Source organism: Streptomyces sp. NBC_00829, assembly GCF_045161795.1.
In the GTDB taxonomy this organism is placed as follows: Bacteria; Actinomycetota; Actinomycetes; order Streptomycetales; family Streptomycetaceae; genus Streptomyces.
Genome location: NZ_CP108867.1, coordinates 1,697,266 through 1,724,244, shown reverse-complemented (window position 1 = coordinate 1,724,244; position 26,979 = coordinate 1,697,266). Strand labels below are relative to the sequence as shown.

Below are 26,979 nucleotides of genomic sequence, written 5' to 3'. Positions count from 1 at the left end.
CAGGATTGCACCGGCAGTCGCGTGCCGGCGTCACTGACGGGAAACGGCCCCGCACCCGGCCGGACGCGGGTGCGCCGGGCCGGGCACGAGGCCAGGAGGGGACGACGTGGGGGAGAGGACGATCAGTCCTGAGCCCTGCGATGGAATCCCCTGATGCCGATCAGTCCGAAGATCACGATCGCACCGCTCAGGGCGAGCAGGTCGACCCACAGCGGAATCGAGGCGGGACCCCCGGGCGGCAGGAGCAGGGCGCGGATCCCCTCGCTGACGTAGGTCAGCGGGTTGATGGCGCACAGCACCTGGAACCAGCGGATGTCCGCCAGACCGTGCCAGGGGAACTGGGTGCACCCGGTGAACATCAGCGGGGTCAGCGTCACCGCGAAGATGACGCTGATGTGCCTCGGCGGTGCCAGCGTGCCGATCGTCAGGCCCACCGTGCTGCCCGCAAGCGCGCCCATCAGCAGCACGCCCAGCGTGGAAGGGAAGCTGTCCATCGGCCAGGACACGTCGTCGAGGATCAGGAAGCCGACCGGGATCATCACCAGCGAGGCGGTGATGCCGCGCAGTGCGCCGAAGACCACTTTCTCGACGGCCACCAGACTGGTCGGGATCGGCGCCAGGAGCCGGTCCTCGATCTCCTTGGTCCACGAGAAGTCGATGACCAGGGGAAGCAACGTGTTCTGCAGGCTGACCAGGAAACTGTTGAGCGCCACCACGCCCGGCAGCAGAACCTGCTGGAATCCGCCGCTCGTGTAGCCGAGTTCGCCGAGAACCTTGCCGAAGACGAACAGAATGAAGAACGGCTCCACGAGCACCTGGGCGAGGAACGGGCCCAGTTCGCGGCCGGTGACGAAGATGTCGCGCCACAGGATGAAGAAGAACGTGCGGGTCGCGGTGCGTACGTCGGTGCGCGCGGGCCGCAGTTCCGCGGGGAAGTCGGCGACCGGGTCGGGTGCGGTGACGGTGGCCGTCATCGCAGCTCCCGGCCGGTGAGCTCGATGAAGACGTCCTCCAGGGTCGCGGTTCCGACGCTCATGTCCTTGATGTCACAACTCGCTTCCGTCAGGGCCGTGATGGCGGTCGGCAGGACCGCGCCGGACGGCGCGTCGCTGTAGAGGCGAAGCCGTACGGGCGAGGGCGCGCCGCCCTGCTCCGGGGCCTCCTCCTGGTGCACCAGCTCGACCCGCTCGACCGTCTCGATCTTCTCCAGCAGACGCACGACGCTCTCGGGTCCGTGCTCCGCGGGCTGCACGGTGAGGTTGAGCGCCGTACTGCTCAGGTTCTGCATCAAAGCCTGTGGGGTGTCGAGAGCGAGCAGCCGGCCGTGGTCGACGATGCCCACGCGGTCGCAGAGCTTCTCGGCCTCGTCCATGTCGTGGGTGGTGAGCACGGTGGTCACACCGCGCTTGCTCAGCTCCGCCACGCGCTCGTGGATGAACAGCCGTGCCTGTGGGTCGAGTCCGGTGGCCGGCTCATCGAGAAAGAGCACCTCGGGGCGGTGCATCAGGGCCCGGGCGATCATCACGCGCTGGGCCTGGCCGCCGGAGAGCTCGTCTCCGCGGGCCTTGCCCCGGTCGGCGAGCCCCACCCACTCCAGGCACTCATCGGCCAGCCGCCCACGCTCGGCCCTGCTCATGCCGTGGTAGCCGGCGTGGAAGGTCAGGTTCTGCCGGAGGGTCAGCGACCGGTCGAGGTTGTTGCGCTGCGGTACGACGGCGAAGGCCCGGCGCGCCTGCGCGGGGCTGGCCACGACGTCGACGCCCTGCACGAACGCGCGTCCCGCCGTGGGGGCCACGCGGGTGGTGAGGATGCCGATGGTCGTCGTCTTGCCCGCTCCGTTCGGACCGAGGAATCCGAAGACCTCGCCACGGCGGACCGAGAAACTCAAGCCGTCCACCGCTGGTCGATCGCGGCCCCGGTACTTCTTGACCAGTCCGTCGACCACGACGGCGGAATCCACGGGTCGTTCAGAATTCATTTACGCCTGCGAATCAAGCGGGACGCGGCAACGGCAGTCCGGGGGATTCGCACAGGAAAGTCGCGTGACCGGCCGCGCGTCGAGCGCCGACTGAATAGGACACCGAAGCGGTACGGAACCTGTCTAGCATGCGAGGCGGCGCCATGGCTCAACTATCCTTATTCCTAGGGGGAATCCGGGAATCCTAGGGGGGAATAGGGGGTCGTCGGGTGTATCCCCCCTGCCCCCTATTGAAAGCTTTTGGACGGTGAGTGTTGCGGTTCTGCGGAATATCCTCATAGCATCGACGCGTGATCGCGCCGAATTATTTTTCGCAAAATGAAGCGTCGGCGGGTCGTGTGTCCGCAGGCTTTGGAGCGGATCCTGGATCGCTGCGGTGGATGGTGATCGGCGCGACCGGCATGCTCGGCGGCGAAGTGGCCGCCTGCCTCACCGCCCACGGCGCCGACCCGGTCGGGACCGGCAGCGCCGATCTCGACCTCAGCCACCCGGTGGCGGTCGCCGCGGCGTGGCCGACGGCGGCCCCGCTGTCGTCGTCAACTGCGCCGTGTCCCGCCGCGGCGTCGTACGCGGCGTCCACTTCGCCGACCTCCCGCCCGGCCAGGCCACGTACGTCACCTGTGTACGCGGCGCGGTGCGTCACCTGGCTCCCGGGCACCGAACCGCTGCTGTCCCCCAAGGACGCAGCGGCCCCCCACCGTCGCGGCGGCCGAGGCCCAAGGCCTGGGCTGCCCGCGTACGAGGACTGCGTACGGTACGTGTCCTCGCTCGCCACACCACTCAGCGAGGAGACCCCGTGAAGGCACTCGTCCTGTCGGGGGGAGCCGGCACCCGCCTGCGCCCCCTGACCCACACCTCGGCCCAGCAACTCGTCCCGGTGGCCAACAAACCCATCCTCTTCTATGTCCTCGAAGGGATCGCCGAAGCGGGCATCACCGATGTCGGCGTCATCGTCGGCGACACGGCCGAAGAGATCCGGGAGGCCGTCGGCGACGGTTCCCGCTTCGGCATCAGCGTCACCTACATCCCCCAGCACCAGCCGCTCGGCCTGGCCCACGCCGTGCGTATCTCACGGGACTGGCTGGGCGACGACGACTTCGTGATGTACCTGGGCGACAACTTCCTGCTCGGCGGGATCAGCGAGCAGCTGGAGGAGTTCCGCACCCGGCGGCCCGCCGCGCAGATCATGCTGACCCAGGTCCCCAATCCGTCCGCCTTCGGCGTCGTCACCCTCGATGACGCGGGCCGGGTCACCGGCCTCGAAGAGAAGCCGACGTTCCCCAAGAGCGATCTGGCACTGGTCGGTGTGTACTTCTTCACGGCCGCCGTGCACGACGCCGTGGACGCCATCAGGCTCTCCGCCCGTGGCGAGCTGGAGATCACCGACGCCATCCAGTGGCTGCTCGACAAGGGCCTCGACATCGCTTCCTCCACCGTCAACGGCTACTGGAAGGACACCGGGAACGCCGCCGGCCTGCTGGAGGTCAACCGCTCGGTGCTCGACGGTCTGACCCCGTCCTGCGCGGGCTCGGTCGACGACGAGAGCGAGCTGGTCGGCCGGGTCGTCGTGGAGGACGGCGCGGTGATCACCCGCTCCCGGATCGTGGGCCCGGCGGTCATCGGCCGCGGCACCCGCGTCGAGGGCTCCTACGTCGGCCCGTTCACCTCCGTCGCGGAGGACTGCGTGGTCGTCGACAGCGAGATCGAGTACTCCATAGTGCTGGCCGGTGCGGCCATCGAGGGCGTCCGCTGTATCGAGGCGTCCATGATCGGCCGTCAGGCGCAGGTCACCCCCGCGCTCCGCACCCCCCAGGCCCACCGTCTGATCCTCGGCGACCACAGCAAGGTGCAGATCCGTTTATGAACATCCTGATCACGGGAGCGGCCGGCTTCATCGGCTCCCACCTCGTGCGCACGGTCCTCGGCCCGGACAAGCCGCTGGGCGACGACGCCCGCGTCACCGTCCTGGACGCGCTCACCTACGCCGGCCACCGCGCCAATCTCGCACCTGTCGAGGACGAGCCCGGCTACGCGCCCGTCCACGACTTCGCCGAGGGCCTTGCCGAAACAGTCGACTGGTACAGAACCAACCGCCCGTTCCGGGCAGCGCCCGAGGCGGAGCTTCAGGGCGCATGACTCACGAGTGCACCCAGCACTCCACCAGGGAGACCACCCCCGACGACGTCAGCCTGATCCAGATCCGGCAGCCGGCGGTCCCGAGCAGCTACCGCATGATCTGTTTCCCCAGCTCGCGGAACTCCTCGGTCTGCTACCTCGCCATGTCGGAGCTGCTGCTGCCCACCGTGGAGCTGCTCATCATCCAGTACCCGGGCCCGACCTCCGAGGAGGAGCACTCGGCCGAGGAGGACCCGGCGCTCGCCGACAAGATCTTCGAGGCGGTCCGCGACTGGGCGGACCGCCCGCTCGCCCTGTTCGGACACCGCCTCGGCGCCGAACTCGCCTACGCGGTCGCGCAGCGGCTGGAACGGGAGACCGACGCGGGACCCCTGACCCTGTTCGTCTCCGGACGTACGGGACCGGGCCACCGGGGAAGCCTCGGCCCCCCCGCGCTCAACTGCCGTGTCGTCGCCCTGGCCGGGTACCACGACCCGCGCGCGCCCCTGTCCGGGGTACGGGCCTGGCGGCGCTGCACGGCGGGCCGGTTCGACCTGGAGGTCTTCCCCGGCACCCGCGGGTATCTCGACTCGCACCGACGTGAAGTGGTCAACCTCGTGCACGACCAGCTCATTTCGCTCCGCGGACCGGAACCCGACTGACCGCTACCGGCTCCGCCCTACGGCACCGAAGCAGGGGCCGTAGGGGCGGGACAGGGGTACCCGCGCTCTGCCCCGCTGCCTAGCGTGCCGTGTGGAGACCCGCGTCCATGGGCGGGACCGACCGATCTCCCCATCACTTGTGAAGCTCGCGAATCCCGCGATCCACCCCTGAACGGGCCCGGACACGCCGTCGGCACGGCGCACCGCACGCCGGCTCCGGTCACGTTCGGCCCAGAGGAAGGACAGTGTGCGACCGATGACCGCGAAGATCTTTGCAGCCGACTCGGTACGGCCCGTCGACGAGTTCGAGCAGGACGCCCTCCGCGTCGCCGATGTGATCCGCGAACGCGGAGTCGGCCTCGGCGACCGGGTCATGCTGAAAGCCGGCAACTCGGCCAGCTATGTCTGTGTGCTGTACGCGCTGATGCATGTCGGCGCCTCGATCGTCCTCGTCGACCAGCAGGAGCACATGGAGGAGACCCGCCGGATCGCGCTGCGCACCGGCGTCAAGGTCACCTTCGTCGACGACGAGACCCCCATCGACCAGGACGCCGACCCCATCCACCTGTACGAGCTCATGGTCGCCACCGCGGGACGCCGGCCCGCCGGCCGCGCCCTGTCGTTCGACGCCTGGGGTGAGCTGTCCGACGGGCTCATCATGTGGACCTCTGGCTCCACCGGATCACCCAAGGGCGTGGTGAAGTCCGGCGGCAAGTTCCTGGCCAACCTGCGGCGCAACGCCCACCAGGTCGGCCACCGCCCCGACGACGTCCTGATGCCGCTGCTGCCCTTCGCCCACCAGTACGGCCTGTCGATGGTGCTCATCGCCTGGCTCACCCGCTGCTCCCTGGTGATCGCCCCCTACCGCCGCCTGGACCGCGCGCTGCGCATGGCCCGCGACTCGGGCACCACGGTCATCGACGCCACTCCCTCCAGCTACCGCAGCATCCTGGGCCTGGTGACCAGAAAGCCGGCGCTGCGCGCGCACCTGGCCCGTACCCGGATGTTCTGTGTCGGCGCGGCCCCGCTCGACGCGCCGCTGGTGGAGAGTTACCTCCAGGAGTTCGGCCTGCCGCTGCTCGACAGCTACGGTTCGACGGAGCTGAACAACATCTCCTTCGCCACGCTCGACAACCCGGTCTCCTGCGGGCGCGCCATGGAGGGCATCTCGCTGAGGATCGTCGACGAGGACGGCCGGGAGCTGCCCGCCGGGCAGCCGGGCGAGATCGAGGTCGACACCCCCGACGCGCTCGAAGGGCAGATAGCCGACGACGGTGCCATCGTGCCCGCTGCCACCGGCTGGCAGCGCACGGGCGACCTCGGCCACCTCGACGCGGACGGCAACCTCCACGTCCTGGGACGCAAGTTCGCGGTGCACCGCATGGGCTACACGCTGTACCCCGAACTCATCGAGCGGAAGGTCGCCGCCGAGGGCTGCCCCACCCGGATCGTGCCCCTCCCCGACGAACTGCGCGGCTCCCAGTTGGTCTTCTTCGTCGAGGACGACGAGCAGCGGGACGCCGCCTACTGGCGGGAGCGGCTGTGTGCGCTGCTGCCCGCCTTCGAGCAGCCCAACAAGGTCGTCGTCCTGGAGCAGTTCCCGCTCAACCGCAACGGCAAGCCGGACAAGAAGGAGCTGACGCGGCTGGCGGCCGAGTAGTTCCCGGCCCCGGACAGGCCGATGGCGCCCCTACCGAGATGTGGGGCGCCACCGGCCTGTCGGGGCGCTTCTCAGCCGTCGTAGGGAAGGTCGACGGGAGCCAGCGCGTCGAAGAGGTCACCGGGACCCGGGTTGTCCTGATGCGTCGCTCCGCCCAGGTGGTCCACCACACCCCACACCGCGTTCAGCGCCGTGGTGACAGCGCCCTCCGCGAAGCCCGCCGTCCAGGACACATCGTCGCCGCACAGGAAGAAGCCACGCTCCCCCCGTGGCAGGCCACGCTGCATGAACTGGGTGAACAGCCGCCGCTGGTAGCGGTACTGGCCCGGCAGATTCGACTTGAACGCGCCCATGAAATGCGGCTCGCTCTCCCAGGTGATGGTGATCGGATCACCGATGACATGGGAACGGATGTCGACCCCGGGATAGATCGCGCCGAGCTTCTCCAGCAGCACGTCGAGCCGCTCGGCCGGGCTCAGCGTCGCCATCTTCAAGGAGTCGTCGTTCCAGGTGTACGACAGGCACATCACGCCGGGGCGGTCCGGCCCGTCGTCGAAGAGATACACCCCGCGCGGCATCCGGTCGGTGAGCGTCATGCTCATCACCGGACGGCCGGTGCGCGGGTCCGTGTCGTGCCAGAACGGACGGTCCGCCAGGACGAACAGCTTGGACGCGCCCATGTAGTGGGTGCGCTCGACCGCGGTCCACAGCGGTGCCGTCAGCAGCGCCGGATCGCACTGGACGCGGTTCAGCAGGGTCCACACGTGCGGCGTGTACACCACCGCCGCGAAACGCTCCCGGTGCCCCTCGGCGTCGGTGACGAGGAAGCCGTCTCCGTCCCTGGCGACCCCGCGCACCCGTGGCCGGGCCGTGCCGCCGTGCAGGGAGGCGAGGGACGTGCCGGCGGGCCAGTGCGCGCAGTCCTGCGGCCGGTGCTCCCACAGTCCGCGCGGTACCTGCTGGGAGCCGCCGTCGATGGCGACCTGGTTGTCGTCCGCCTCGGTGTAGACCACGCGCAGGATTTCGAGGAGCGAGTTGGGGAAGTCGGTGTCCCAGCCGCCGGTGCCGAACCCCACCTGCCCGAAGACCTCCCGGTGCCGGAACGACTGGAAGGCCGAACTGGTGGCGAGGAACCCGTAGAAGGACTGGTCGTCGAACTCCCTGACCAGCCGGTTCCATATCTGTTTCAGCGTCTCGACGTCGCGCCGCTGGATGGCGTCCCGCATGGTGGCCAGCTCGGCTCGCTCCTGGAGGGCCTTCTCCCAGGCCGCGGCCACATCCTGGTAGATGTCGGGGAGTTGGTCCATGACCTGGGCCGTGTGCCGTTCGCCGCCCAGGTCGACGAGGGTGCTCGGGGTGCTTGCCGCCAGCGGGTTGGGGAAGGGGCTGGTGCGCAGCCCCAGCAGATCGATGTAGTGGAACAGCGAGCGCGCGGAGAGCGGGAAGCGCATCGCGCCCATCTCCGCCACGCGGCCGGGCTGCCCGGGGAAGGGCACCGAACGCATCCGCCCGCCCAACTGCTCCGCCTCGTACACGACCGGGCGCAGGCCCAGCCGCATCAGTTCGTACGCGGCGGTCATCCCCGCCATTCCACCGCCGACCACGGCCACCGGCGTACCGGCGCGCTCCGGGGGAAGGCAGCCGAGCCCGGCCGGATGGCGCAGCCAGCCGTCGTAGGAGAACGGGAAGTCGGGCACGAGCATGGTGGTGGGAGCCGGGCTGACAGACGTCATCTGGAAAACCTCTCGGGCCGATTCGACATCGCTTCCAGGGAAACCGGAGACATTCCGAGCGGAGCCGGAAATCGCGGCGTCGAGCCGGGCCCCGGAAGGCGGGGCATCAAAGCGGCCGTACGCAGTCGTGCCGGTAATCCCACGCTATTTACCGGCAGTTGACGCGACAACCCCTATTCACCCTGGTAACGGGCCGTGGCCGGACGGCTTTACACCGTGGTCGCCACGCGATAGGCGGGCAAAGTGATCGCGGTCACGACAATGCCGCGGTCGGACAGCCAGCGTCCGGTGAATCCGTTCATCATCCGCCCGTCGGGACCGGGCTGCGGACGCAGAATTCGTGCCGTGAACGTGCCGTGCGGCCGACCGTCCTCGCCGACCTCGTGACGGAAGGAGATGTCGGCGTCGTCGAAGTCCAGTTCGGTGCCCAGCAGCGGATACCAGGTCTTGTAGACCGCTTCCTTCGCACTGAACAGCAGACGGTCCCGGCACAGCCGCTCCCCGACGCCCCCCGACCGCACCCAGGCCAGCTCGCGCGGCAGCGCGATCGACTCCAGCACCCCTTCGGGCAGCGGCAGATCGGGCTCGGCGTCGATTCCGATCATCGCCAGGTCGGTGTCCCGTGCCAGCACGGCGGCCCGGTAGTCGGCGCAGTGGGTCATGCTGCCGACCACGCCCCGCGGCCACTGGGGCACATTGCGCACCCCGGGCAGTACGGGAGCCGGCGGCAGCCCCAGCGCGGCCAGGGCCCGCCGGGCGCACGCCCGTACGGTGGTGAACTCCTCGCGACGCAGATCCGTCGTGCGGGCGACGAGCGCCGCCTCCTCCGGATAGAGCGTCGCGGAGCCGTCCGGCCCGAAGACGTCGCTCGAGACCGCCCCTTCGGGGAGCAGTTGCTCGATCATGCGCGTGCCTCCTGCGGGTTGTTCCTCGTGCCGGTCCCGGGCTGCGGGGTGTAGGGCAGGATCTGCCGCAGCAGGCCCTTGGGATGGCCGCGCCGGCGCCACTCGCGCGGATAGCCGATCGACACCTCCTCGAACCGCACGCCGTCGTACCAGGTGGTCCTGGGGATGTGCAGATGTCCGTACACCACGGCGGCCGTGGTGAACCTGCGGTGCCAGTCGGCGGTCAGCACCGTGCCGCACCACTGCGCGAACTCCGGGTGCCACAGCACATCGGTGGGTTCGCGCACCAGCGGGAAGTGGTTGACCAGTACCAGGGGCACCGACGGATCGTGCGCCACCAGCCGCCTCCGGGTCGCGGCGACCCGGGCCCGGCACCAGTCGTCCCGGCCGGGGTACGGATCGGGGTGGAGCAGATACTCGTCCGTGCACACCACGCCCGCCTCGTGCGCGCGCGCCAGCGACTCCTCCTTGGTCGAGGTGCCCGCCACCCGGAACGTGTAGTCGTACAGCAGGAAGAGCGGAGCGACGGCGACCGGCCCACCGGGCCCCTGCCACACAGGCCAGGGGTCCTCGGGTGTGACCACGCCCAGCCCCCGGCACATCTCCACCAGGTGCCGGTAGCGCTCCTCGCCACGCAGTTGCACCGTGTCCTCGCGCGGGGTCCACAACTCATGGTTGCCCGGCGTCCACACGACCTTGGCGAATCGCCCCGCCAACAGGCGCAGCGCCCACTCGATGTCCTCGGTCATCTCGCCGACGTCCCCGGCCACGATCAGCCAGTCGTCCTTGTGGGAGGGGCGCAGCGACTCGGTGATGGGCCGGTTGTCGGCCATCCCGATGTGCAGATCGCTCACCGCGAGCAGCCGGGGTCCTGTTTCCGGAGCCGGGGCGGGAGTGGTCGGGGTGGTGGGGTCAGGCGGTGTGTGCGACATCGATGTCCAAACTGACCGGAAGGTCCTGACGGTGCGTGATGTTGATCTTCCGGTATACCCGGGTCAGATGCTGCTCGACAGTGCTGACGGTGATGAAAAGCTTGGCCCCGATCTCCCGATTGGTGTAACCGTGGGCGGCCAGCGCCGCCACCCTGCGCTCCGCGTCCGTCAGCGATGACACCGACACGGACTGCGGGCCTACGGCACTCGCCGGTGCGGCGGAGCGCGGCTGCGAGGGCTGGCTCGGCTGCACGGAGCGGTACAGCTCCCGGGCCCCGCAGCCCTCGGCGATCCGCCACGCCCTGCGGGTGTGCACCTTGCCCTGGACCGGGTCGCCGAGCTGCTTGTACGCCTGCCCGAGATCGGTGAGCGCCCGCGCCAGCTCGTACCAGTCGCCGTCCTCCTGAAGGAGCGCGACCGCCTCCGCGAGCAGCGCGGGACGCTCGCGGAGCGGACGGGCCGCCGCGAGCACGCGCAGCGCGAGTCCGCGCACCCGATGTCCTGCGTCCCCGGCGAGCTGCTCCCGCGCAAGACGTTCCGCCTGTTCGCGGCCGCCCAGGGCGAGCGAGGCCTCCGCGGCGCCGACCCGCCAGGGAGCCAGTGCCGAACGGTCCATGCTCCAGCGACGCATCAGCTCGCCGCAGGCCGCGAAGTCGGTCAGCGCGGCGTGCTGGCGTCCGGTGGCCAGCTGGTGCCTGCCGCGCGCGTACAGATAGTGCAGCCCATAGCGCGTCGTGAGCATCTCATCGGGAACCGGGCGGTCCACCAGCTCCGCCGCCGCCTCGTGATCGCCCATCGCGGTCCGTGCCTCGATGAGCGCCGACAGCGGCATGCCGATGCCCACGCCCCAGCCGTGTGGCGGCAACTGCTCCAGAGCCTGCTCCGCAAGCCGCCGGGCCTGTTCCAAGTGGCCGCGGCGCAGCGACATGTGCGCGCGCATCGCCCGCAGAACCGCTGTCCATCCCGGTGCGCTGCGGTGCGTGGCCTCCACCAGCAGCCGGTCGGCCCACAGCGTGGCCGTGCCCAGCCGGTCCGCGTACAGCAGAGCCAGCAGACACGCACGCATCCCGAGGTGGGTCTCCTCCGTCAGCCGCGTGCTGGTCAGCATCCGCTCCGCGCTGTCGGCGAAGTCCTCCTCCGCCGGATCGCGGGTCCCCTCGTCCTCGTGCGCGCCTGCGCTGCCGCTCAGCACTCCGTGCAGCACCCGCGCGGCGGTCAGCCGGCTCTCCTCCGCCGCCGGAGGCCGCTCCCCGCCGCCGTGTGCCGGGGTCAGGCCGTCGCCGATCCGTTCGAGCACCGTCGGATACGTACTGGCCAGCGCCATGCGCAGCGCGCGCAGTTCGGAGGCGAGCGGGGCGTCGGGGGAATCGGGCGGCACGTCGACGACCTGGCGGATCGCCGTGGCCGCGTCGTCCACCCAGCCGTTCCACAGCAGATCGCAGACCAGCTGCAGGGTGTCGGCGGGCGGCAGCAGACCGTCCCGTACCGCCCCGAGCAGCGATCGCAGCTGCTGCGCCCAGGCCGATGGTTTGACCCGCCAGATGAACTTGGCCAGGGTCGCCCGCAGCAGCATCCGCTCCGTCTCGTCCCGGCAGCAGCTCTCCGCCATCCGCAGACAGCGCACCGCGAACCCGACCCGCTGCATCGCCAGCGCCGCACGCGCAGCCTCGCTCAGCACCCGCGGCACCCACTCCTCGTCGGGGGCGCGCATCTCATGGCCGAGCAGCTGGGCGGCGACGACCAGCGGTGCCGCTCCGTCCTCGTACAGCAGGCGTGCCGCGCGCTGCCGCAGGCGTGTCACCGCGTCGTCGGCCAGGCTCTCCGCCACCGCCTTGCGTACGCCCCCGTGCCGGAACCTGTCGCCGTCCAGAACCCCGGTGTCACCGAGCGCGGTCACCACCTGGGCCACCGTCCGCTCCTCGACCTCGACCAGGCGGGCGAGCAGCGACAGCGATCCGGCGCAGCCCAACAGGGCGATGCCCTGGGCGACGCGCAGGCCGTCGGCGCCCGAGCGGTGCACACAGATCAGCCCGCTCTGCAGAAACTGCTCGCCCGCGTGGGGCGGCATGTCGAGGCCGCCCTCGCCCTCCGCCGACGCCGGGTCCGCCGCGGGTATGTGTTCCGCCGGGTCGATGTCCATGTCCGTGGCCATGCCCAGGCAGGTGTCGCTCAGGCCGTCCGGCGCGTTCGGAGTGCCCAGCGGGTCCGCCGCGTCGATGCCGGTCGGATCGTCCGGACCGTCGGCGGCGACGGGTGCGCGCGAGCGGTCCACCGTGTTCCCGTCGGCAGCGGACAGTCCCTGCTGACCGAGATGGTCTTCGAGGAGCCCCTGGACGAGCAGGGGGTTGCCGCCGGTCGCCATGTGCAGGGAGGCGGCCGACGGGGCGGCGGGCACGCTCCCGCCCGCGGACACCTCTGTACCGGCGTCACGGGCATGGGCGGCGAGCAGCCGGTCCACACCGTCGACGCTCAGGTGGTTCAGCCGGATATGTAACCCCCCCAGCTGGTACAGCAGTTCCTCCAGCACCCGCGGTGGTGCGCCGTCCCCCTCGGGGCCGCGCGTCACCATCAGCGACAGGGCGGGGCCGCAGGAGGGGGCACGGCGCAGCGCGTAGGCGAGACAGCGCAACGACTGCGGGTCGGCGTACTGCACATCGTCGACGGCGATCAGGACCGGCCCCTGCGCGCGGAGTCCGGCGAGCTGGGCATGAAAGGCCACGAGCACCTCGGCGGGAACCGGCTCCGGATCCGATTCCGTTTCTGCGGCCGCTCTGTGCCCGAGCGGTGTGTGCAGGGGCAGGCGGCCGACTGCGGGTTGGGGCGCGTCGCGCAGCAATTGCTCCACGACGCCGAACGGAATTGCTTGTTCCGCGGGTGAGGTGACGGCGCTGAGGAGGTGTGGGCCCGTATCGGCCGTCAGTTCCAGTACGCGATGGAGGAGTGCTGTCTTGCCCGATGCCACAGGCCCGCTGATCACGGCGATCCGGCCGGTCCCGGAGGCGGTCCCGGGCGCTGTGCCGGAGGCGACGCCGGATATGAAGGAGGTCAGTCTTCCGATCTGTTCATCCCGCTCCACCAACACAGCTGCAAAAGCCTCCCCGATGCGATGTGAAATGGCCCACGTCGGGAGTTATTCCCGCAACATGGCCATTCTCCCCGTTCCTGCACGCACGGGAAGTGTTGTCAACGCCCAAGGACCGCCAGGGAATTCACGGCGCTCACTCCAGGCTGGACGACACTCCAGTTCTTCCCGTTCGGCGGTCCGTTGGAACTGTACCAACGTCTCGGCCGTCGATTGTGTGCATGTCATTGCAGTGCCACGTCAATCTGTTGCACAAGTAACTCGACCAAATGAACAGTCGGTTGCCGGGTGGCATCGATCGTGGCTGGTCATGTGCCCCTGGTGGCACGAAAGGAGAAGGAACCTCAGAGAAACCTCAAGAGACGCCGGCCGCCGAGCATCTTGGCGATGACCTGGCCGTATTGCGACCGTTCTCGTTCTAGGGGTGGTCGCGTGAAGATTAGGGGTAGGTGATGGTGGAGAACTCATTGCGCCGCTCGTTTGAATGGCCTGATGTGAGCCGTTGAGGCGCATTGGACCGCAGAGCCGCCCGCATCGCCGGGCCGGGGTGGAGATGGCGCATGACGACGACCCAGGAGAGTGCCCCCGCACACGGGGGCCCGACGACCGTCATCGGGAAAGTGGCCGAGCTGCACGCTGTTCGTGAACAGGCGGTGCATGGGCCGAGTGAGCGGGCGACGCAGGCGCAGCATGCGAAGGGCAAGCTGACTGCTCGGGAGCGGATCGGGCTGCTGCTGGATGCGGGTTCGTTCCGGGAGGTCGAGCAGTTGCGGCGGCACCGGGCTTCCGGGTTCGGCCTGGAGGCGAAGAAGCCGTACACGGATGGTGTGATCACCGGCTGGGGCACGGTGGAGGGCCGTACGGTCTTTGTGTACGCGCATGATTTCCGGATCTTCGGTGGTGCGCTGGGTGAGGCCCATGCGACGAAGATCCATAAGATCATGGACATGGCGATTTCGGCGGGTGCGCCGCTGGTGTCGTTGAACGATGGTGCGGGTGCGCGGATCCAGGAGGGTGTCTCGGCCCTTGCGGGGTACGGCGGGATCTTCCAGCGGAACACGCGGGCGTCGGGTGTGATTCCGCAGATCAGTGTGATGCTGGGTCCGTGTGCGGGTGGTGCGGCCTACAGTCCGGCGCTGACGGACTTCGTGTTCATGGTCCGTGAGACCTCGCAGATGTTCATCACCGGTCCGGACGTCGTGAAGGCGGTCACCGGTGAGGAGATCACGCAGAACGGTCTCGGCGGTGCGGATGTGCACGCCGAGACCAGTGGTGTGGCGCACTTCGCGTACGACGACGAGGAGACCTGCATCGCCGAGGTGCGTTACCTGCTGGCGATGCTGCCGTCCAACAACCGTGAGAACCCCCCGACCGTCCAGGCCGAGGACCCGGCGGACCGCCGTTCCGACGTGCTCCTGGATCTGGTGCCGGCGGACGGCAACCGTCCGTACGACATGCACAAGGTGATCGAGGAGCTCGTCGATGACGGCGACTACCTCGAGATCCACGAGCGGTGGGCCCGCAACATCATCTGTGCCCTGGCCCGGCTCGACGGTCAGGTGGTCGGCATCGTCGCCAACCAGCCGCAGTCCCTGGCGGGTGTCCTGGACATCGAAGCCTCCGAGAAGGCCGCGCGCTTCGTGCAGATGTGCGACGCCTTCAACATCCCGATCATCACTCTTTTGGACGTCCCCGGTTTCCTGCCGGGTGTCGACCAGGAGCACGGTGGAATCATCCGGCACGGAGCGAAGCTGCTCTACGCGTACTGCAACGCGACCGTGCCCAGGATCTCGCTGATCCTGCGCAAGGCGTACGGCGGTGCCTACATCGTCATGGACTCGCAGTCCATCGGTGCGGACCTGACGTACGCGTGGCCGACCAACGAGATTGCGGTGATGGGCGCCGAGGGTGCCGCCAATGTCATCTTCCGCAGGCAGATCGCGGAGGCCGAGGACCCCGAGGCGATGCGGGTGCGCATGGTCAAGGAGTACAAGGCCGAGCTGATGCACCCGTACTACGCCGCGGAGCGCGGTCTGGTCGACGACGTCATCGACCCGTCCGAGACGCGTGAGGTGCTCATCCGCTCCCTCGCCATGCTCCGCACGAAGCACGCCGACCTGCCCTCACGCAAGCACGGCAACCCCCCGACGTGACAGACCCGGCCCGTGCGCACCCCCGCACGTCGGACCCGTCCGGCCACGCGCGGCGCCCCTGAAAGCCCGCGCGGTCCGGCCGGGGCCGTCCGGCCGCCGTACCCATTGGAAAGGCGCTGATCGCACCATGACCGACCACCCCAACGGGGTGACCCCGCCGGTCCCGCCGGCCGAGACCGACCGGACGCTGCACTGCGGCGCGGTGTGGACGAGGTGGCCCAGTAGTTGCGCGAGCGCGTTGGCGACCGGCCCTTCTACATCTCCATAGACATCGACGTCCTCGACCCGGCCCACGCCCCGGGCACCGGCACTCCCGAGGCCGGCGGACTGACCTCCCGTGAACTCCTGGAGATCCTGCGCGGGCTCGCCGACTGTGAGCTGGTCTCCGCCGACATCGTGGAGGTCGCCCCGGCGTACGACCACGCCGACATCACCTCGGTGGCCGCGTCCCACGCGGCCTACGAACTGATCACCATCATGTCCAAGCAGATGGCCCCGGCCCGCTGGGGTGCGGCGCAGTAGCCGACGCCATCATGAGGGAGTCCGGCACCGCGGACCGCGGTGCCGGACTCCGTCGTACGGCCCGTCAGGCCGTGACCTTCTCCGTCCCACTGCCCTGCGGGCGAGGTACTCCTCCGAGACCCCCTTCGGACCGACGGCCACACCTTCTCGACGGCCGCGGCCGTCGGATGAGTGCGGCGCCGGTGTGCGGCGCCTGTGAAAGAAGCATGGCCGCCCCATCGATCTGCGCGCGGGAGGGCCCGAACATACTGAGGGCCGAGAACAGAGGTGACCCGGTCACGGCGTAGACAAGGCTGCCCGGCACAAGGTCGCCCACCGGCTTGGCGGTGACCTGTACGGAGCAGTCGCGAACAGCGGGGTGAACTCCGGTGCTCGCACGAGATCTCGGCAGGTACGCATGGCGAGAGCATCGGCGTCCGTGTCGCACGGACGTCACCGTTTCGCGGGGAGGCGAAACCATGGGGTTGTGGCAGGTCGACGCGGACACGCTCGCGGGGAGCAGGTTCGTTGTCTCCGCCTCTGCCGAGGCCGTGGCCAGTCTGATGTCCCTGGAGAAGGGGACGGCCACACACCCCGGTGAACGTGCCTGGCTCGACGCCCACCGGCCCGCCTACCGGAAGCTGCTGGCGGGCGACCCGGTCACGGCCGCGCTGATCCGGGCGGCGCTCGGCCGCAGCTGGACAGCCGGCTTCCTCACCCCCACACCGCCCGGCGACGGCGACCGGGCCTTCGGTGAGGAGCTCGAACGGATACGCGCGACCCCGGCCGAGGACGCCCGCGCGCACATCGAGGTTTCCTCCGGCGGGCCGCTCCCCGCCCAGTTGCGCAGATCCGATCTGCCGGAACGGGCCGCGAACCTGCTCGATTGGGTGTGGACGCAGACCGTCCTGCCCGACTGGCCGCGACGCCGACGGATCATCGAGGCCGACATCGTCGCGCGCACCGGGCAGTTGAGCCAGGGCGGCTGGGGCGCGGTGCTGGACGGCATGCGCCCGGGAATGCGCCGGCTCGGGGAGAGTCACCTCCAGATCAGCACGCCCGACCATCCGCCGCGTGAACTGAGCGGAACCCAACTGCTGTTCGTCCCCGTCACGCCTCGCCATGGCTGGGTCTCCTGGGACGGTACGCGGCGCTGTGCCGCGGTGTACCCGTGCTCGGACGTGCTCGCCGAGGCGGACAGGGTGCCGGTGCCCGAAGCACTCGGGAGGCTGCTGGGAACGGCCCGTGCAGGGGTTCTCGTCCTGCTCGGCACCCCCAGCAGCACCACGCAGCTGGTGGCGTTGACCGGCCAGGGGCTGGGATCGGTGGGGCGGCACCTCAAGGTTCTGCACGACGCGCGCCTGATCGGGCGACGGCGTGCCGGACGCTCCGTGCTCTACTACCGCACCGCCGCGGGCGAGTTGCTGGTGCAGGCCCAGACGGACTCCGGGCAGCCCTGATCCCGGAGTGCGCGTGTTTCTCCGCCCGGGAGCGGCCCCCTTACCCCGGGGCTGTCCCCATTTCTCGTCCCTCCTCCTTCCCCGGTCCTCCTCCCCTTCCCCTCGTCGCCCTCCCCGTGATACTCAAGAAAGTGACTAGTCATATTCATGAGTATGAGCAGGCGCCGGGGTGAGCATCCGGCATCAGCATCTGGAGGAGCCATGGAGACCGCCGCACGCTTTCGCGCCGCCGTGGAGAAGCGGGATCTCAGCCTGCTGGACGGGCTGTTCACCGAGGACATCCGCCTCTACAGCCCGGTGAAGTTCACCCCCTTCGAAGGCAGGCCGATGGTGCTCGGCCTGCTCGGGGTTCTGCTGCGCACCTTCGAGGACTTCCGCTACGTCGGGCGGCTGGAGGGAGCGGCCGGAACCGCCGACGCGGCGGAGGAGGCCCCCTCGGAGATCCTGGTCTTCCGGGCCGTCGTCAACGGCAAGGAGATCCACGGCATCGACCTGCTGCAGTTCGACGAGACTGGCCGGATCAAGGAGTTCACCGTCATGGTCCGCCCCCTGTCAGCCGTGGAGGCCCTGCGGGACGCGGTCTTCGCCGGCCTGGTCGCCGACGGCCTGGCCCCCGGTCCCGCCGCCGGCTGATCCCGGTCCCGCGCCGATCCGCGGACGACTCGCCCGTGTCGCTGTTGGGCCGAACGGGTGAGGGGCGCGAGAATGGGCGCATGAGTAGGTACGAGAGGTACGACGTCACCGACGAGCAGTGGGAGGGCTTGGCCCAGGTCGTTCCGCTGCGAAGCCGTAACGAGTGGCCGTCGAGGGTCGACCACCGGACCGTCCCCCAGGACTACGCGGAGGCCAAGCAGCGTCGTTTCGTCGTGCTGCGCGTCCAGGTGTTCGCCGACGCGCGCGAGGTCGCCGAGTATCTCGTCGCCCAGATCCCGGTGCTGCTCGACCTCACCGGCGCGGAGAGCGATGTGGCCAAGCGCATCCTGGACTTCAGCAGCGGCGTCGTCTTCGGCCTCGGCAGCGGGATGCACCGGGTCGACCGCAATGTCTTCCTGCTCGCCCCGGTCGGCACCGAGGTCGAGGGGATCGCGGCGGCCGCAGTCCCCCGTTCGTAGGAAGGTCGTGAAGGCGGAACGGTTCGTCGCGTTTTGCGCTGCGTACCGTCCGCCCCATGGACGCGAACACTCTGCTCGACGACTCGACCCCCCGGCTCACCAGCACGAACGCCCCCATCGGCGGCGTCTCCGGCGCTCGCCCGACGGTGACCGAACTGCGGCTCTCCGCCTTCAGGACCCACCGGGGCGCGACTCTTCCCCTCGGCCCCCTGACGATCTTCGCGGGGGCGAGCGGAAGCGGAAAATCCAGTGCCCTGCAGGCCTACGAGGCGCTTGCGCGACTGGGCGCGGGCGAGGAACTCGACAGCGTCTTCCCCGACCCCGTGGGCTGTGTGCCGGAGCGGGCGGAGGCCGATCGCCAGGGCCGGCGTGGATTCAGGATCGGCTGCACCGTCGACGGGCCGGCCGGACCCGTACAGCTCGACCTCGCGGTCCAGGCCGAGCCCGAACTGCGGGTCGTCGGTGAGCGGTTGACCGGCGGTGGGCAGACCCTGCTGAGCACCGCCCTCCGCGATCCCGGCCGGTCCTCGGTCCAGGCCGCCTGGCACACGGCGGGAGCCGTGGCCGTGACGAGGGCGCCCCTGCCGGACGACCGGCTCGGCACCGCCCTGCTGCCCCTGCGGGTCGCGGGCAAGACGCAGGGACAGTTACAGGTCCTGGCCGCCGCCGAACAGGTCGTCGTCGCGCTGCGCTCGGTCTTCGCCTGCGACCCGCAGCCGCACCGGATGCGCCGGCCGGTCGCGACGGGGGAGGGCAGGCTGAGCCGGGGCTGCGACAACCTCGCCGCGGTGCTGCACCGCACGCGGGACGAATGCGCCAAACGGCATGCCCGGCTCGCCGCCGCCGCACGGGTGGGCTGCGCGGGCACGGTGGAGGACCTGGCGGTGGAGGAACTGGACGACGGGACGGTGCGGGCGCTGCTGGGCCGCGGCCAGGGGAGGGACGCGACGCCCGTGGGGCGGCTCGGTGAGGGGGAGTTGAGGTATCTGGCGCTGGCTCTGGTGCTGCTCACCGGCCCGGGGGTGCTCGCCGTGGACCAGGCTGCCGAGGTGCCGTCGGCCTACCAGGCGCTCACGGTTCTCGCGGACGGCTTCGACCGCTGTCTGGACCGCAGGCAGGCGCGCCAACTGATGGCACTGGGCGCGGAGATGTGTGCACGGGGCCATATCCGGCTGGTGGGAGCCGTCGCCGATGCGTCCTGCGCGCGTGGGGTGGACGGTGTGACGGTGGTAGACCTGGTGCCGTGACGAGAGATGACGGACTCGATGTGGCGGGATTGCAGCGCAGGCTGACCGAATTCGCGGCGGCGCGGGGCTGGGAGCCGTACCACACGCCGAAGAATCTGGCGGTCGCGCTGAGCGTGGAGGCATCCGAACTGGTGGAGATCTTCCAGTGGTTGACTCCCGAGCAGTCGGCACGGGTGATGGACGGGGAGGAGTCCGCCCATCGGGTGCGTGACGAGGTCGCGGATGTGCTGGCGTACCTGCTGCAGTTCTGCGAGGTGCTCGGCGTCGATGTGCTGCGTGCGCTCTCCGACAAGATCGACCGGAACGAGATTCGCTTCCCCGTGAAGTGACCCGGACGGCTCCGGTGATCGTCCAGTGATCCACCCCGGAGGGTTTCGTCACTCTATGGAGTTGGCCAGTTATTCACAACGGCCTTGGTGTCCACAGATTTCCGAATTCCCCTGGCGTTCAGGCTCAAGAGCTTTCACTCTGGGTAATGAACTGAGTGGGCAGTAAGTCGTACGAACGGGGGCGGCGTACATGGAAGCGGAGCGACTCATCATCATCAGCCGGCACGCCTTGGCTCAGAGCCGGGCTGTGCCGGACATCGTGGCGGAGGCCTGGCAGGCCCAGGCCCTCGCCCAGGCGATCGGAAGCAGGCTGGCGGCCTACGGTCCGCCGGAGTTGAGAGGTGAGGCACGAGGGCTCAGTGAGATCGGCGGAAGCGGCTGCGGGGTGCTCGACCACCCGATGGTGCGCAGCGGCGGGGTGAGAGCCGCGCAGTTGTCCGACGTGGGAGATCCGAGGGTGACGCTGCTCGGCCTGGGCGTCCTGCTGGGCGATGTGGGTATGGCCCTGGTCGGGGTCGCGTGCGGCACCGATGACGAGGGGCTGTACTGGCAGTGCATCGAGGCGATAGACGCTGCGGACGAGGCGAGCGACCGCGTGCGGGGAATGCTGCGTCGGCTGGCGGTGCGGGATGCCGGGAGACCTCCCGACCCCGTCCGGGGCAGAGGTGATCCGGTGTATGCCGCCGGATGGGAGCAGTTCGGTGTGCCGGAGCCGTCGGCCAGGTCCGGTGCACCGCAGCCCGCCGGCCCCACCGGCCAGGTGGGCGCCGCGGGGACTGTGGAGTCCATGGACTCCGTGGACGTGGTGGACTCGGCGGCGGGTCCGGCATGACAGCGGAGAGCTCGGCAGGAGCCGCGGTGGTTCACGTGCACGGCAGCCTGTCCCGGGGGGGTGCCGGCCGTCCCCGGCCGGACCGGCGGTTTTCACCCGACCGGGTCGGTGCGGGCCTGGCGAGGACGGTGGGGTTTACACCCGTTCGAAGGTGCAGGATGGATGCATGGATCTTCGAATCTTCACCGAGCCCCAGCAAGGGGCGAGCTACGACACCCTGCTGACTGTTGCCAAGGCCACGGAGGACCTTGGATTCGACGCCTTCTTCCGCTCCGACCACTACGTCGCCATGGGGTCCGCCGACGGTCTGCCCGGTCCGACCGACGCCTGGATCACCCTGGCGGGGCTGGCCCGTGAGACCGAGCGGATCCGCCTCGGCACCCTGATGACCGCGGGCACCTTCCGGCTTCCGGGCGTGCTGGCCATCCAGGTCGCCCAGGTCGACCAGATGTCGGGCGGCCGGGTGGAGCTGGGCCTCGGGGCGGGCTGGTTCGAGGACGAGCACAAGGCGTACGGCATTCCGTTCCCCAAGGAGAGGTTCGCGAGGCTGGAGGAGCAACTGGCGATCATTACCGGACTGTGGGGCACGGACATCGACAAGACGTTCTCGTACGACGGCGTGCACTACCAGCTCGCCGATTCGCCCGCGCTGCCCAAGCCGGTCGCGGGGAAGGTTCCGGTACTGATCGGCGGTCATGGGGCGCGCCGTACCCCGCGGCTGGCCGCCCAGTACGCCGACGAGTTCAACATCCCGTTCGCCTCGATCGAGGACAGCGAGCGGCAGTTCGGCCGGGTCCGGGAAACCGCCGAGGCCGCCGGGCGCGGGGCGGACGGCCTGGTGTACTCCAACGCCCTCGTCGTCTGCGTGGGCAGGGACGACGCCGAGGTGGCCCGCCGCGCAGCCGCCATCGGACGGGAGGTGGAGGAGCTGAAGGCGAACGGCCTGGCCGGCTCGCCCGACGAAGTGGTCGACAAGATCGGGCGGTACGGCGAGATCGGCGCGTCCCGGATCTACCTCCAGATCCTGGACCTCGACGACCTGGAACACCTGGAGCTGATCTCGGCCCAGGTCCAGTCCCAGCTGAGCTGATCGCCGTGCGTCCCGCCCGTCCCCTCGCGGCCGCGCTCGCGGATGGAGTCGTCGTACTCGACGGTGGCCTCTCCAATCAGCTGGAGGCGCAGGGCTGCGACCTGTCCGACGAGCTCTGGTCGGCCCGTCTGCTCTCCGACGGTCCCGATCAGATCGCGGCGGCACACTCGGCATATGTACGGGCGGGCGCGCAGGTGCTGATCACCTCCAGCTATCAGGCCACCTTCGAGGGTTTCGCGCGCCGCGGACTCGACAGAACGCAGGCCGCCGGACTGCTGGCACGCAGCGTCGAACTGGCCCGCGCCGCAGGCGAGTCGAGCCCCCGGGAGGTGTGGGTCGCGGCCTCGGTGGGGCCGTACGGCGCGATACTCGCGGACGGCAGCGAGTACCGCGGCCGGTACGGACTGTCGGTGCGGGACCTGGAGCGCTTCCACCGGCCGCGGATCGAGGCTCTGGCCGCGGCGGGTCCGGATGTCCTCGCCCTGGAGACCGTTCCCGACACGGACGAGGCGGAGGCGCTGCTGCGGGCGGCCGACGGATGCGGTGTGCCCGTCTGGCTCTCCTACAGCATCACGGGCGGACGCACCCGGGCCGGCCAGGAGCTGACCTCTGCCTTCGCCCTGGCCGAGAGACGGGACCAGGTGATCGCCGTCGGGGTGAACTGCTGCGAGCCCGCGGACGCGGACCGCGCGGTGGAGCTCGCGGCGACGACGGGCAAGCCGGTGGTCGTCTATCCGAACAGCGGCGAGAAGTGGGACGCCGACGCGCGCACGTGGCGCGGCGGTGCCACCTACGACCCGCGGCGGACCCGCGCCTGGCAGACAGCGGGGGCCCGGCTGGTCGGCGGCTGCTGCCGGGTCGGGCCGGGGCACATCACCCGGCTCGCCGCTGCCCTGGCAGCCGGCGCAGCTCAGGAGGAATTCCCTGGTCGGGGCGGGGGAATACGGCCATACTCGGACGGGTGTTCCTGACGATCAGTACTACCGGCACCCCAGAGCGTCCCGCCACCGACCTCGGTTTTCTGCTGCACAAGCATCCCGACAAGGCGCAGACGTTCTCCACCTCGCACGGCACGGCGCATGTCTTCTACCCCGAGGCGTCCGCCGAGCGCTGCACGGCCGCGCTGCTGCTGGAGGTGGATCCCGTGGCACTGGTCAGGCGAGGCAAGGGCAAGGGCCGCGGCGGCGCGCCCGATTCGGCGCTCGCCCAGTACGTCAACGACCGCCCCTACGCCGCGTCCTCGCTGTTGGCCGTCGCGCTGAGCGGTGTCTTCAAGAGCGCCCTGCGGGGTGTGTGCGCGGCGCTGCCCGCTCGGGCCGAGAAGCCCATGCCACTGCGCATCGAGGTGCCCGCACTGCCCGCGCGCGGGGGGGCCGAACTGGTACGCAACCTCTTCGGGCCGCTGGGCTGGGCATCCGTCGAGGCCGAGCCCGTCGCCCTGGACCCGCGGTTCCCCGAATGGGGCGACTCGCGCTATGTACAGCTGACGCTGGAGGGGGAGCTGCGGCTCGCCGACGCACTGCGGCAGCTGTACATCCTGCTGCCGGTGCTCGACGACGCCAAGCACTACTGGGTCGCACCCGACGAGGTGGACAAGCTGCTGCGGGCGGGCGAGGGCTGGCTGGCCGAGCATCCCGAGCAGAAGCTGATCACCAGCCGCTATCTCTCCCGCCGCTGGGGGCTGACCCGGCAGGCCATGGAGCGACTGGAGCTGGTCAGGCTCGCCGAGGCCGACGACCTCCAGGTCGAGGACGTCGACAATGCCGTGGACGAGACGACGGACACCGAGGAGAAGCCGGTGCCGCTCGCCGGACAGCGGCGGGAGGCGATTCTTGAGGCGCTCCGCGGAGCGGGTGCGAGCCGGGTGCTCGATCTGGGCTGCGGACAGGGCCAGTTGGTACAGGCGTTGCTGAAGGACGTGCGCTTCACCGAGATCGTGGGCGTGGACGTGTCCGTGCGTGCGCTGACGATCGCCGGGCGCAGGCTGAAGCTGGACCGTATGGGGGAGCGCCAAGCCGCGCGCGTCAAGCTGCTCCAGGGCTCGCTCACCTACACGGACAAGCGCCTCACGGGCTATGACGCCGCCGTGCTCAGTGAGGTCATCGAGCACCTCGACCTGCCGAGGCTGCCCGCGCTGGAGTACGCGGTGTTCGGGGCCGCGAGGCCCGGGACCGTGATCGTGACCACGCCGAACGTCGAGTACAACGTCCGCTGGGAGACCCTGCCCGCCGGGCATGTGCGCCACGGCGACCACCGCTTCGAATGGACGCGGGCAGAGTTCCGGGCATGGGCGCACGCCGTGGGTGAACGGGACGGTTACGGCGTCGCCTTCGTCGCCGTGGGGCCCGACGACCCCGAGGTCGGACCGCCCACCCAGATGGCCGTGTTCACCAGACTCGACCGTACGGACAGCACGGAGAGCACAGACAGGACGGACGGCGACCACAAGAGCGACGGCAACCACAGCACCGAGAAGACCAGGAGCGGAACCGAGTCCGCGAAGGAGGCGAAGGCCGCATGACCACCATCCGTGAGACCACCGAACCGGATAAGCGCACGCTCCCGGTGACCGACCTGTCCCTCGTCGTCCTCATCGGCGCCACCGGATCGGGCAAGTCCACCTTTGCCCGTAAGCACTTCAAGCCCACCGAGGTCATCTCCTCGGATTTCTGCCGCGGCCTCGTCGCCGACGACGAGAACGACCAGAGCGCGAGCGGCGACGCCTTCGACGTGCTGCACTACATCGCGGGCAAGCGGCTCGCGGCCGGGCGACTGACCGTCGTCGACGCGACCAGCGTGCAGCCGGAGAGCCGACGGCAGCTGGTGCGGCTGGCCCGCCAGTACGACGTGCTGCCGATCGCCATCGTCCTGGACATGCCCGAGGAGGTGTGCGCCGAGCGCAATGCCGTGCGCCCCGACCGGGCCGGTATGCCGCGCCATGTCATCCAGCGCCACCGCCGCGAGCTGCGCCGCTCGCTGCGCGGGCTGGAGCGCGAAGGGTTCCGCAAGGTGCACATCCTGCGCGGCGTGGAGGAGGCCGACGCGGCCGAGGTCGTCCTGGAGCGCCGCTACAACGACCTCACCCACCTGACAGGGCCCTTCGACATCATCGGCGACATCCATGGCTGCAGTTCCGAGCTGGAGACCCTGCTGGCCAAGCTCGGCTATGTGGACGGGGCACACCCTGAAGGCCGGACCGCCGTGTTCGTCGGTGACCTCGTCGACCGGGGACCGGACAGCCCCGGCGTCCTGCGCCGGGTGATGAGCATGGTCGCCTCCGGCAACGCACTGTGTGTGCCGGGCAACCACGAGAACAAGCTCGGACGCTGGCTCAAGGGCCGCAACGTCCAGCACACGCACGGCCTGGCCGAGACCATCGAGCAGCTGGAGAAGGAGGACGACGCCTTCCGCGGGCAGGTGAGGGAGTTCATCGACGGCCTCGTCAGCCACTACGTCCTCGATGAGGGCAAACTCGTCGTCTGCCACGCCGGCCTGCCCGAGAAGTACCACGGGCGCACGTCGGGGCGGGTTCGCTCACACGCGCTGTACGGCGACACCACCGGCGAGACCGACGAGTTCGGCCTGCCCGTGCGCTACCCCTGGGCGGAGGACTACCGAGGGCGTGCCGCTGTGGTCTACGGCCACACACCCGTGCCCAACACCTCATGGATCAACAACACCATCTGCCTGGACACCGGAGCGGTCTTCGGCGGCAAGATGACCGCTCTGCGCTGGCCCGAGCGTGAACTGGTCGATGTACCGGCCGAGAAGGTCTGGTACGAACCGGTCAAGCCGCTCGGCACCGAGGCCCCGGGCGGCAGGGAAGGCAGGCCGCTCGACCTCGCCGACGTACAGGGTCGTCGGGTCGTGGAGACCCGTCACATGGCCCGCATCGGTGTGCGCGAGGAGAACGCCGCGGCGGCGCTCGAAGTCATGAGCCGTTTCGCGGTCGACCCGCGGATGCTCGCCTATCTGCCCCCGACCATGTCCCCGACCGCGACTTCACAGGTCGAGGGGTACTTGGAGCACCCGGCCGAAGCCTTCGCGCAGTACCGCGCGGACGGCGTCGCCAAGGTCGTGTGCGAGGAGAAGCACATGGGTTCGCGGGCGGTGGCACTCGTCTGCCGCGACGCCGGAGCCGCCCGCGATCGGTTCGGGGTCGACGGACCGACGGGCGCGCTGCACACCCGCACCGGGCGGCCCTTCTTCGACGACGGCGCAGTCACCGAGGAGATCCTGGACCGGCTGCGGGCAGCCGTCACCGAGGCTGGGCTCTGGCAGGAACTCGACACCGACTGGCTGCTGCTGGACGCCGAACTGATGCCGTGGTCGCTGAAGGCGTCCGGGCTGCTGCGCTCGCAGTACGCGGCGGTCGGCGCCGCCTCCGGCGCTGTCTTCCCCGGCGCCACGGCAGCGCTCGAAGAGGCGGTCGCGCGTGGCGTCCCCATGGAGGCACTGCTGGCCAAGCAGCGCGACCGGTCGGCCGACGCCGCCGCGTTCACCGAGGCGTACCGCCGCTACTGCTGGACGACCGAGGGCCTGGAAGGGGTGCGGCTGGCTCCCTTCCAGATCCTCGCCGTGCAGGGGCGTTCGCTCGCGTCCGTGCGGCACGATGAGCAACTGGCCTGGCTGGACCGGCTGGTGGAGCACGACCCCACCGGACTGCTCCAGGTCACCCGGCGCCTGATCGTCGAGACGGGTGACGACGCGTCCGTCGGCGCCGGGGTCGACTGGTGGCTGGAGATGACCGGCAGAGGCGGCGAAGGCATGGTCGTCAAGCCGCTCCAGGCGCTGGCGCGGGACGGGAAGGGCCGCCTCGTGCAGCCGGGCATCAAGGTCCGTGGCCGCGAGTACCTGCGGATCATCTACGGTCCCGAGTACACCCGCCCGGAGAACCTGGAGCGGCTGCGCAACCGGTTCCTGAACCACAAGCGTTCGCTGGCGCTGCGGGAGTACGCGCTGGGGCTCGAAGCCCTGGACCGGCTGGCCGACGGTGAACCACTGTGGCGGATCCACGAAGCGGTCTTCGCCGTGCTGGCACTGGAGTCGGAGCCGGTCGACCCCCGGCTGTGAGCGGGAGGGACGCCGCGTCCCGAAGGCTGCTCCCGAGCGGGAGGCGTGCTTCCTCCCGCTCGGCGCCGGGAACCGAGGCAGGAGCGGGAGGTGCGGGCGTGCACGCGTCGGCCGT

General features: G+C 70.0%; 19 protein-coding genes and 4 pseudogenes. 17 read left to right on the top strand and 6 right to left on the bottom strand.

Annotated features, from left to right (window positions below; genetic code table 11):
* Positions 1-122: 122 nt before the first annotated feature.
* Both OG293_RS07510 and OG293_RS07505 read right to left on the bottom strand, forming a co-directional pair.
* A complete protein-coding gene (locus OG293_RS07510; RefSeq protein ID WP_405997986.1) occupies positions 123-974 on the bottom strand; it encodes an ABC transporter permease in 852 nt (283 codons plus the stop codon).
* Positions 971-1,978 carry an ABC transporter ATP-binding protein gene (locus OG293_RS07505; RefSeq protein WP_405997985.1) on the bottom strand — a complete coding sequence of 336 codons (1,008 nt, stop codon included), beginning with the start codon at positions 1,976-1,978 and terminating at the stop codon, positions 971-973. The genes OG293_RS07510 and OG293_RS07505 overlap by 4 nt, the downstream gene beginning before the upstream one ends.
* A gap of 376 nt (positions 1,979-2,354) precedes the next feature.
* On the opposite strand from OG293_RS07505, the pseudogene OG293_RS07500 reads away from it, so the two are divergent.
* From OG293_RS07500 to OG293_RS07480, 5 genes and pseudogenes are all read left to right on the top strand, one after another.
* A pseudogene (locus OG293_RS07500) lies at positions 2,355-2,573 on the top strand (hypothetical protein); the annotation flags it as partial.
* A gap of 201 nt (positions 2,574-2,774) precedes the next feature.
* Complete coding sequence (locus tag OG293_RS07495) at positions 2,775-3,842, top strand: glucose-1-phosphate thymidylyltransferase (protein ID WP_406003530.1); 1,068 nt, start codon at positions 2,775-2,777, stop codon at positions 3,840-3,842.
* Positions 3,839-4,021 (top strand): annotated as a pseudogene (locus tag OG293_RS07490) (NAD-dependent epimerase/dehydratase family protein); the annotation flags it as partial. The gene OG293_RS07495 and the pseudogene OG293_RS07490, both read left to right, overlap by 4 nt.
* An 89-nt stretch (positions 4,022-4,110) precedes the next feature.
* Entirely contained in the window at positions 4,111-4,755 is a 645-nt protein-coding gene (locus tag OG293_RS07485; protein ID WP_405997984.1) for a thioesterase II family protein, read from the top strand.
* A 256-nt stretch (positions 4,756-5,011) separates the two neighbouring features.
* Positions 5,012-6,415: a class I adenylate-forming enzyme family protein gene (locus OG293_RS07480; protein ID WP_405997983.1), complete on the top strand. Its 1,404-nt coding sequence runs from the start codon at positions 5,012-5,014 to the stop codon at positions 6,413-6,415.
* Positions 6,416-6,486: 71 nt separating this feature from the next.
* Here the strand turns inward: OG293_RS07480 and OG293_RS07475 are convergent, their stop codons facing one another.
* From OG293_RS07475 to OG293_RS07460, 4 genes are all read right to left on the bottom strand, one after another.
* On the bottom strand, positions 6,487-8,148 hold the full coding sequence (locus OG293_RS07475; RefSeq protein ID WP_405997982.1) for a flavin monoamine oxidase family protein: 1,662 nt from the start codon (positions 8,146-8,148) through the stop codon (positions 6,487-6,489).
* Between the two features lie 209 nt (positions 8,149-8,357).
* Complete coding sequence (locus OG293_RS07470) at positions 8,358-9,053, bottom strand: 4'-phosphopantetheinyl transferase (protein ID WP_405997981.1); 696 nt, start codon at positions 9,051-9,053, stop codon at positions 8,358-8,360.
* Positions 9,050-9,985, bottom strand: coding sequence for a metallophosphoesterase family protein (locus OG293_RS07465; protein WP_405997980.1), 936 nt, complete (start codon positions 9,983-9,985; stop codon positions 9,050-9,052). The genes OG293_RS07470 and OG293_RS07465 overlap by 4 nt, the downstream gene beginning before the upstream one ends.
* Positions 9,966-13,061, bottom strand: coding sequence for an AAA family ATPase (locus tag OG293_RS07460; protein WP_405997979.1), 3,096 nt, complete (start codon positions 13,059-13,061; stop codon positions 9,966-9,968). Before OG293_RS07460 ends, OG293_RS07465 begins: the two co-directional genes overlap by 20 nt.
* 566 nt (positions 13,062-13,627) lie before the next feature.
* On the opposite strand from OG293_RS07460, the gene OG293_RS07455 reads away from it, so the two are divergent.
* The 12 genes and pseudogenes from OG293_RS07455 to OG293_RS07400 all read left to right on the top strand — a co-directional run bounded on the left by OG293_RS07455 (position 13,628) and on the right by OG293_RS07400 (position 26,864).
* Positions 13,628-15,220 carry an acyl-CoA carboxylase subunit beta gene (locus OG293_RS07455; protein WP_405997978.1) on the top strand — a complete coding sequence of 531 codons (1,593 nt, stop codon included), beginning with the start codon at positions 13,628-13,630 and terminating at the stop codon, positions 15,218-15,220.
* A gap of 195 nt (positions 15,221-15,415) precedes the next feature.
* Positions 15,416-15,742 (top strand): annotated as a pseudogene (locus OG293_RS07450) (arginase family protein); the annotation flags it as partial.
* A 458-nt stretch (positions 15,743-16,200) separates the two neighbouring features.
* Positions 16,201-17,181, top strand: coding sequence for an ArsR/SmtB family transcription factor (locus OG293_RS07445; protein WP_405997977.1), 981 nt, complete (start codon positions 16,201-16,203; stop codon positions 17,179-17,181).
* A 201-nt stretch (positions 17,182-17,382) separates the two neighbouring features.
* Positions 17,383-17,814, top strand: a complete 432-nt coding sequence (locus OG293_RS07440; protein ID WP_405997976.1) for a nuclear transport factor 2 family protein — start codon at positions 17,383-17,385, stop codon at positions 17,812-17,814.
* A gap of 80 nt (positions 17,815-17,894) precedes the next feature.
* Entirely contained in the window at positions 17,895-18,293 is a 399-nt protein-coding gene (locus OG293_RS07435) for a cell division protein SepF (protein WP_405997975.1), read from the top strand.
* Positions 18,294-18,349: 56 nt separating this feature from the next.
* Positions 18,350-19,540, top strand: coding sequence for an AAA family ATPase (locus tag OG293_RS07430; protein WP_405997974.1), 1,191 nt, complete (start codon positions 18,350-18,352; stop codon positions 19,538-19,540).
* The gene (locus tag OG293_RS07425) at positions 19,537-19,869 is read left to right on the top strand and encodes a nucleotide pyrophosphohydrolase (RefSeq protein WP_405997973.1); all 333 of its coding nucleotides are present in this window, start codon (positions 19,537-19,539) and stop codon (positions 19,867-19,869) included. The genes OG293_RS07430 and OG293_RS07425 overlap by 4 nt, the downstream gene beginning before the upstream one ends.
* 190 nt (positions 19,870-20,059) lie before the next feature.
* Positions 20,060-20,533, top strand: a pseudogene (locus OG293_RS07420) (DUF6099 family protein); the annotation flags it as partial.
* A gap of 334 nt (positions 20,534-20,867) precedes the next feature.
* Positions 20,868-21,791, top strand: coding sequence for an LLM class F420-dependent oxidoreductase (locus OG293_RS07415; protein WP_405997972.1), 924 nt, complete (start codon positions 20,868-20,870; stop codon positions 21,789-21,791).
* A 5-nt stretch (positions 21,792-21,796) separates the two neighbouring features.
* Positions 21,797-22,762 carry a homocysteine S-methyltransferase gene (gene mmuM, locus OG293_RS07410; RefSeq protein ID WP_405997971.1) on the top strand — a complete coding sequence of 322 codons (966 nt, stop codon included), beginning with the start codon at positions 21,797-21,799 and terminating at the stop codon, positions 22,760-22,762.
* The gene (locus tag OG293_RS07405; protein WP_405997970.1) at positions 22,753-24,312 is read left to right on the top strand and encodes a 3' terminal RNA ribose 2'-O-methyltransferase Hen1; all 1,560 of its coding nucleotides are present in this window, start codon (positions 22,753-22,755) and stop codon (positions 24,310-24,312) included. Before mmuM ends, OG293_RS07405 begins: the two co-directional genes overlap by 10 nt.
* Positions 24,309-26,864, top strand: coding sequence for a polynucleotide kinase-phosphatase (locus OG293_RS07400; protein WP_405997969.1), 2,556 nt, complete (start codon positions 24,309-24,311; stop codon positions 26,862-26,864). The genes OG293_RS07405 and OG293_RS07400 overlap by 4 nt, the downstream gene beginning before the upstream one ends.
* Positions 26,865-26,979 lie beyond the last annotated feature (115 nt).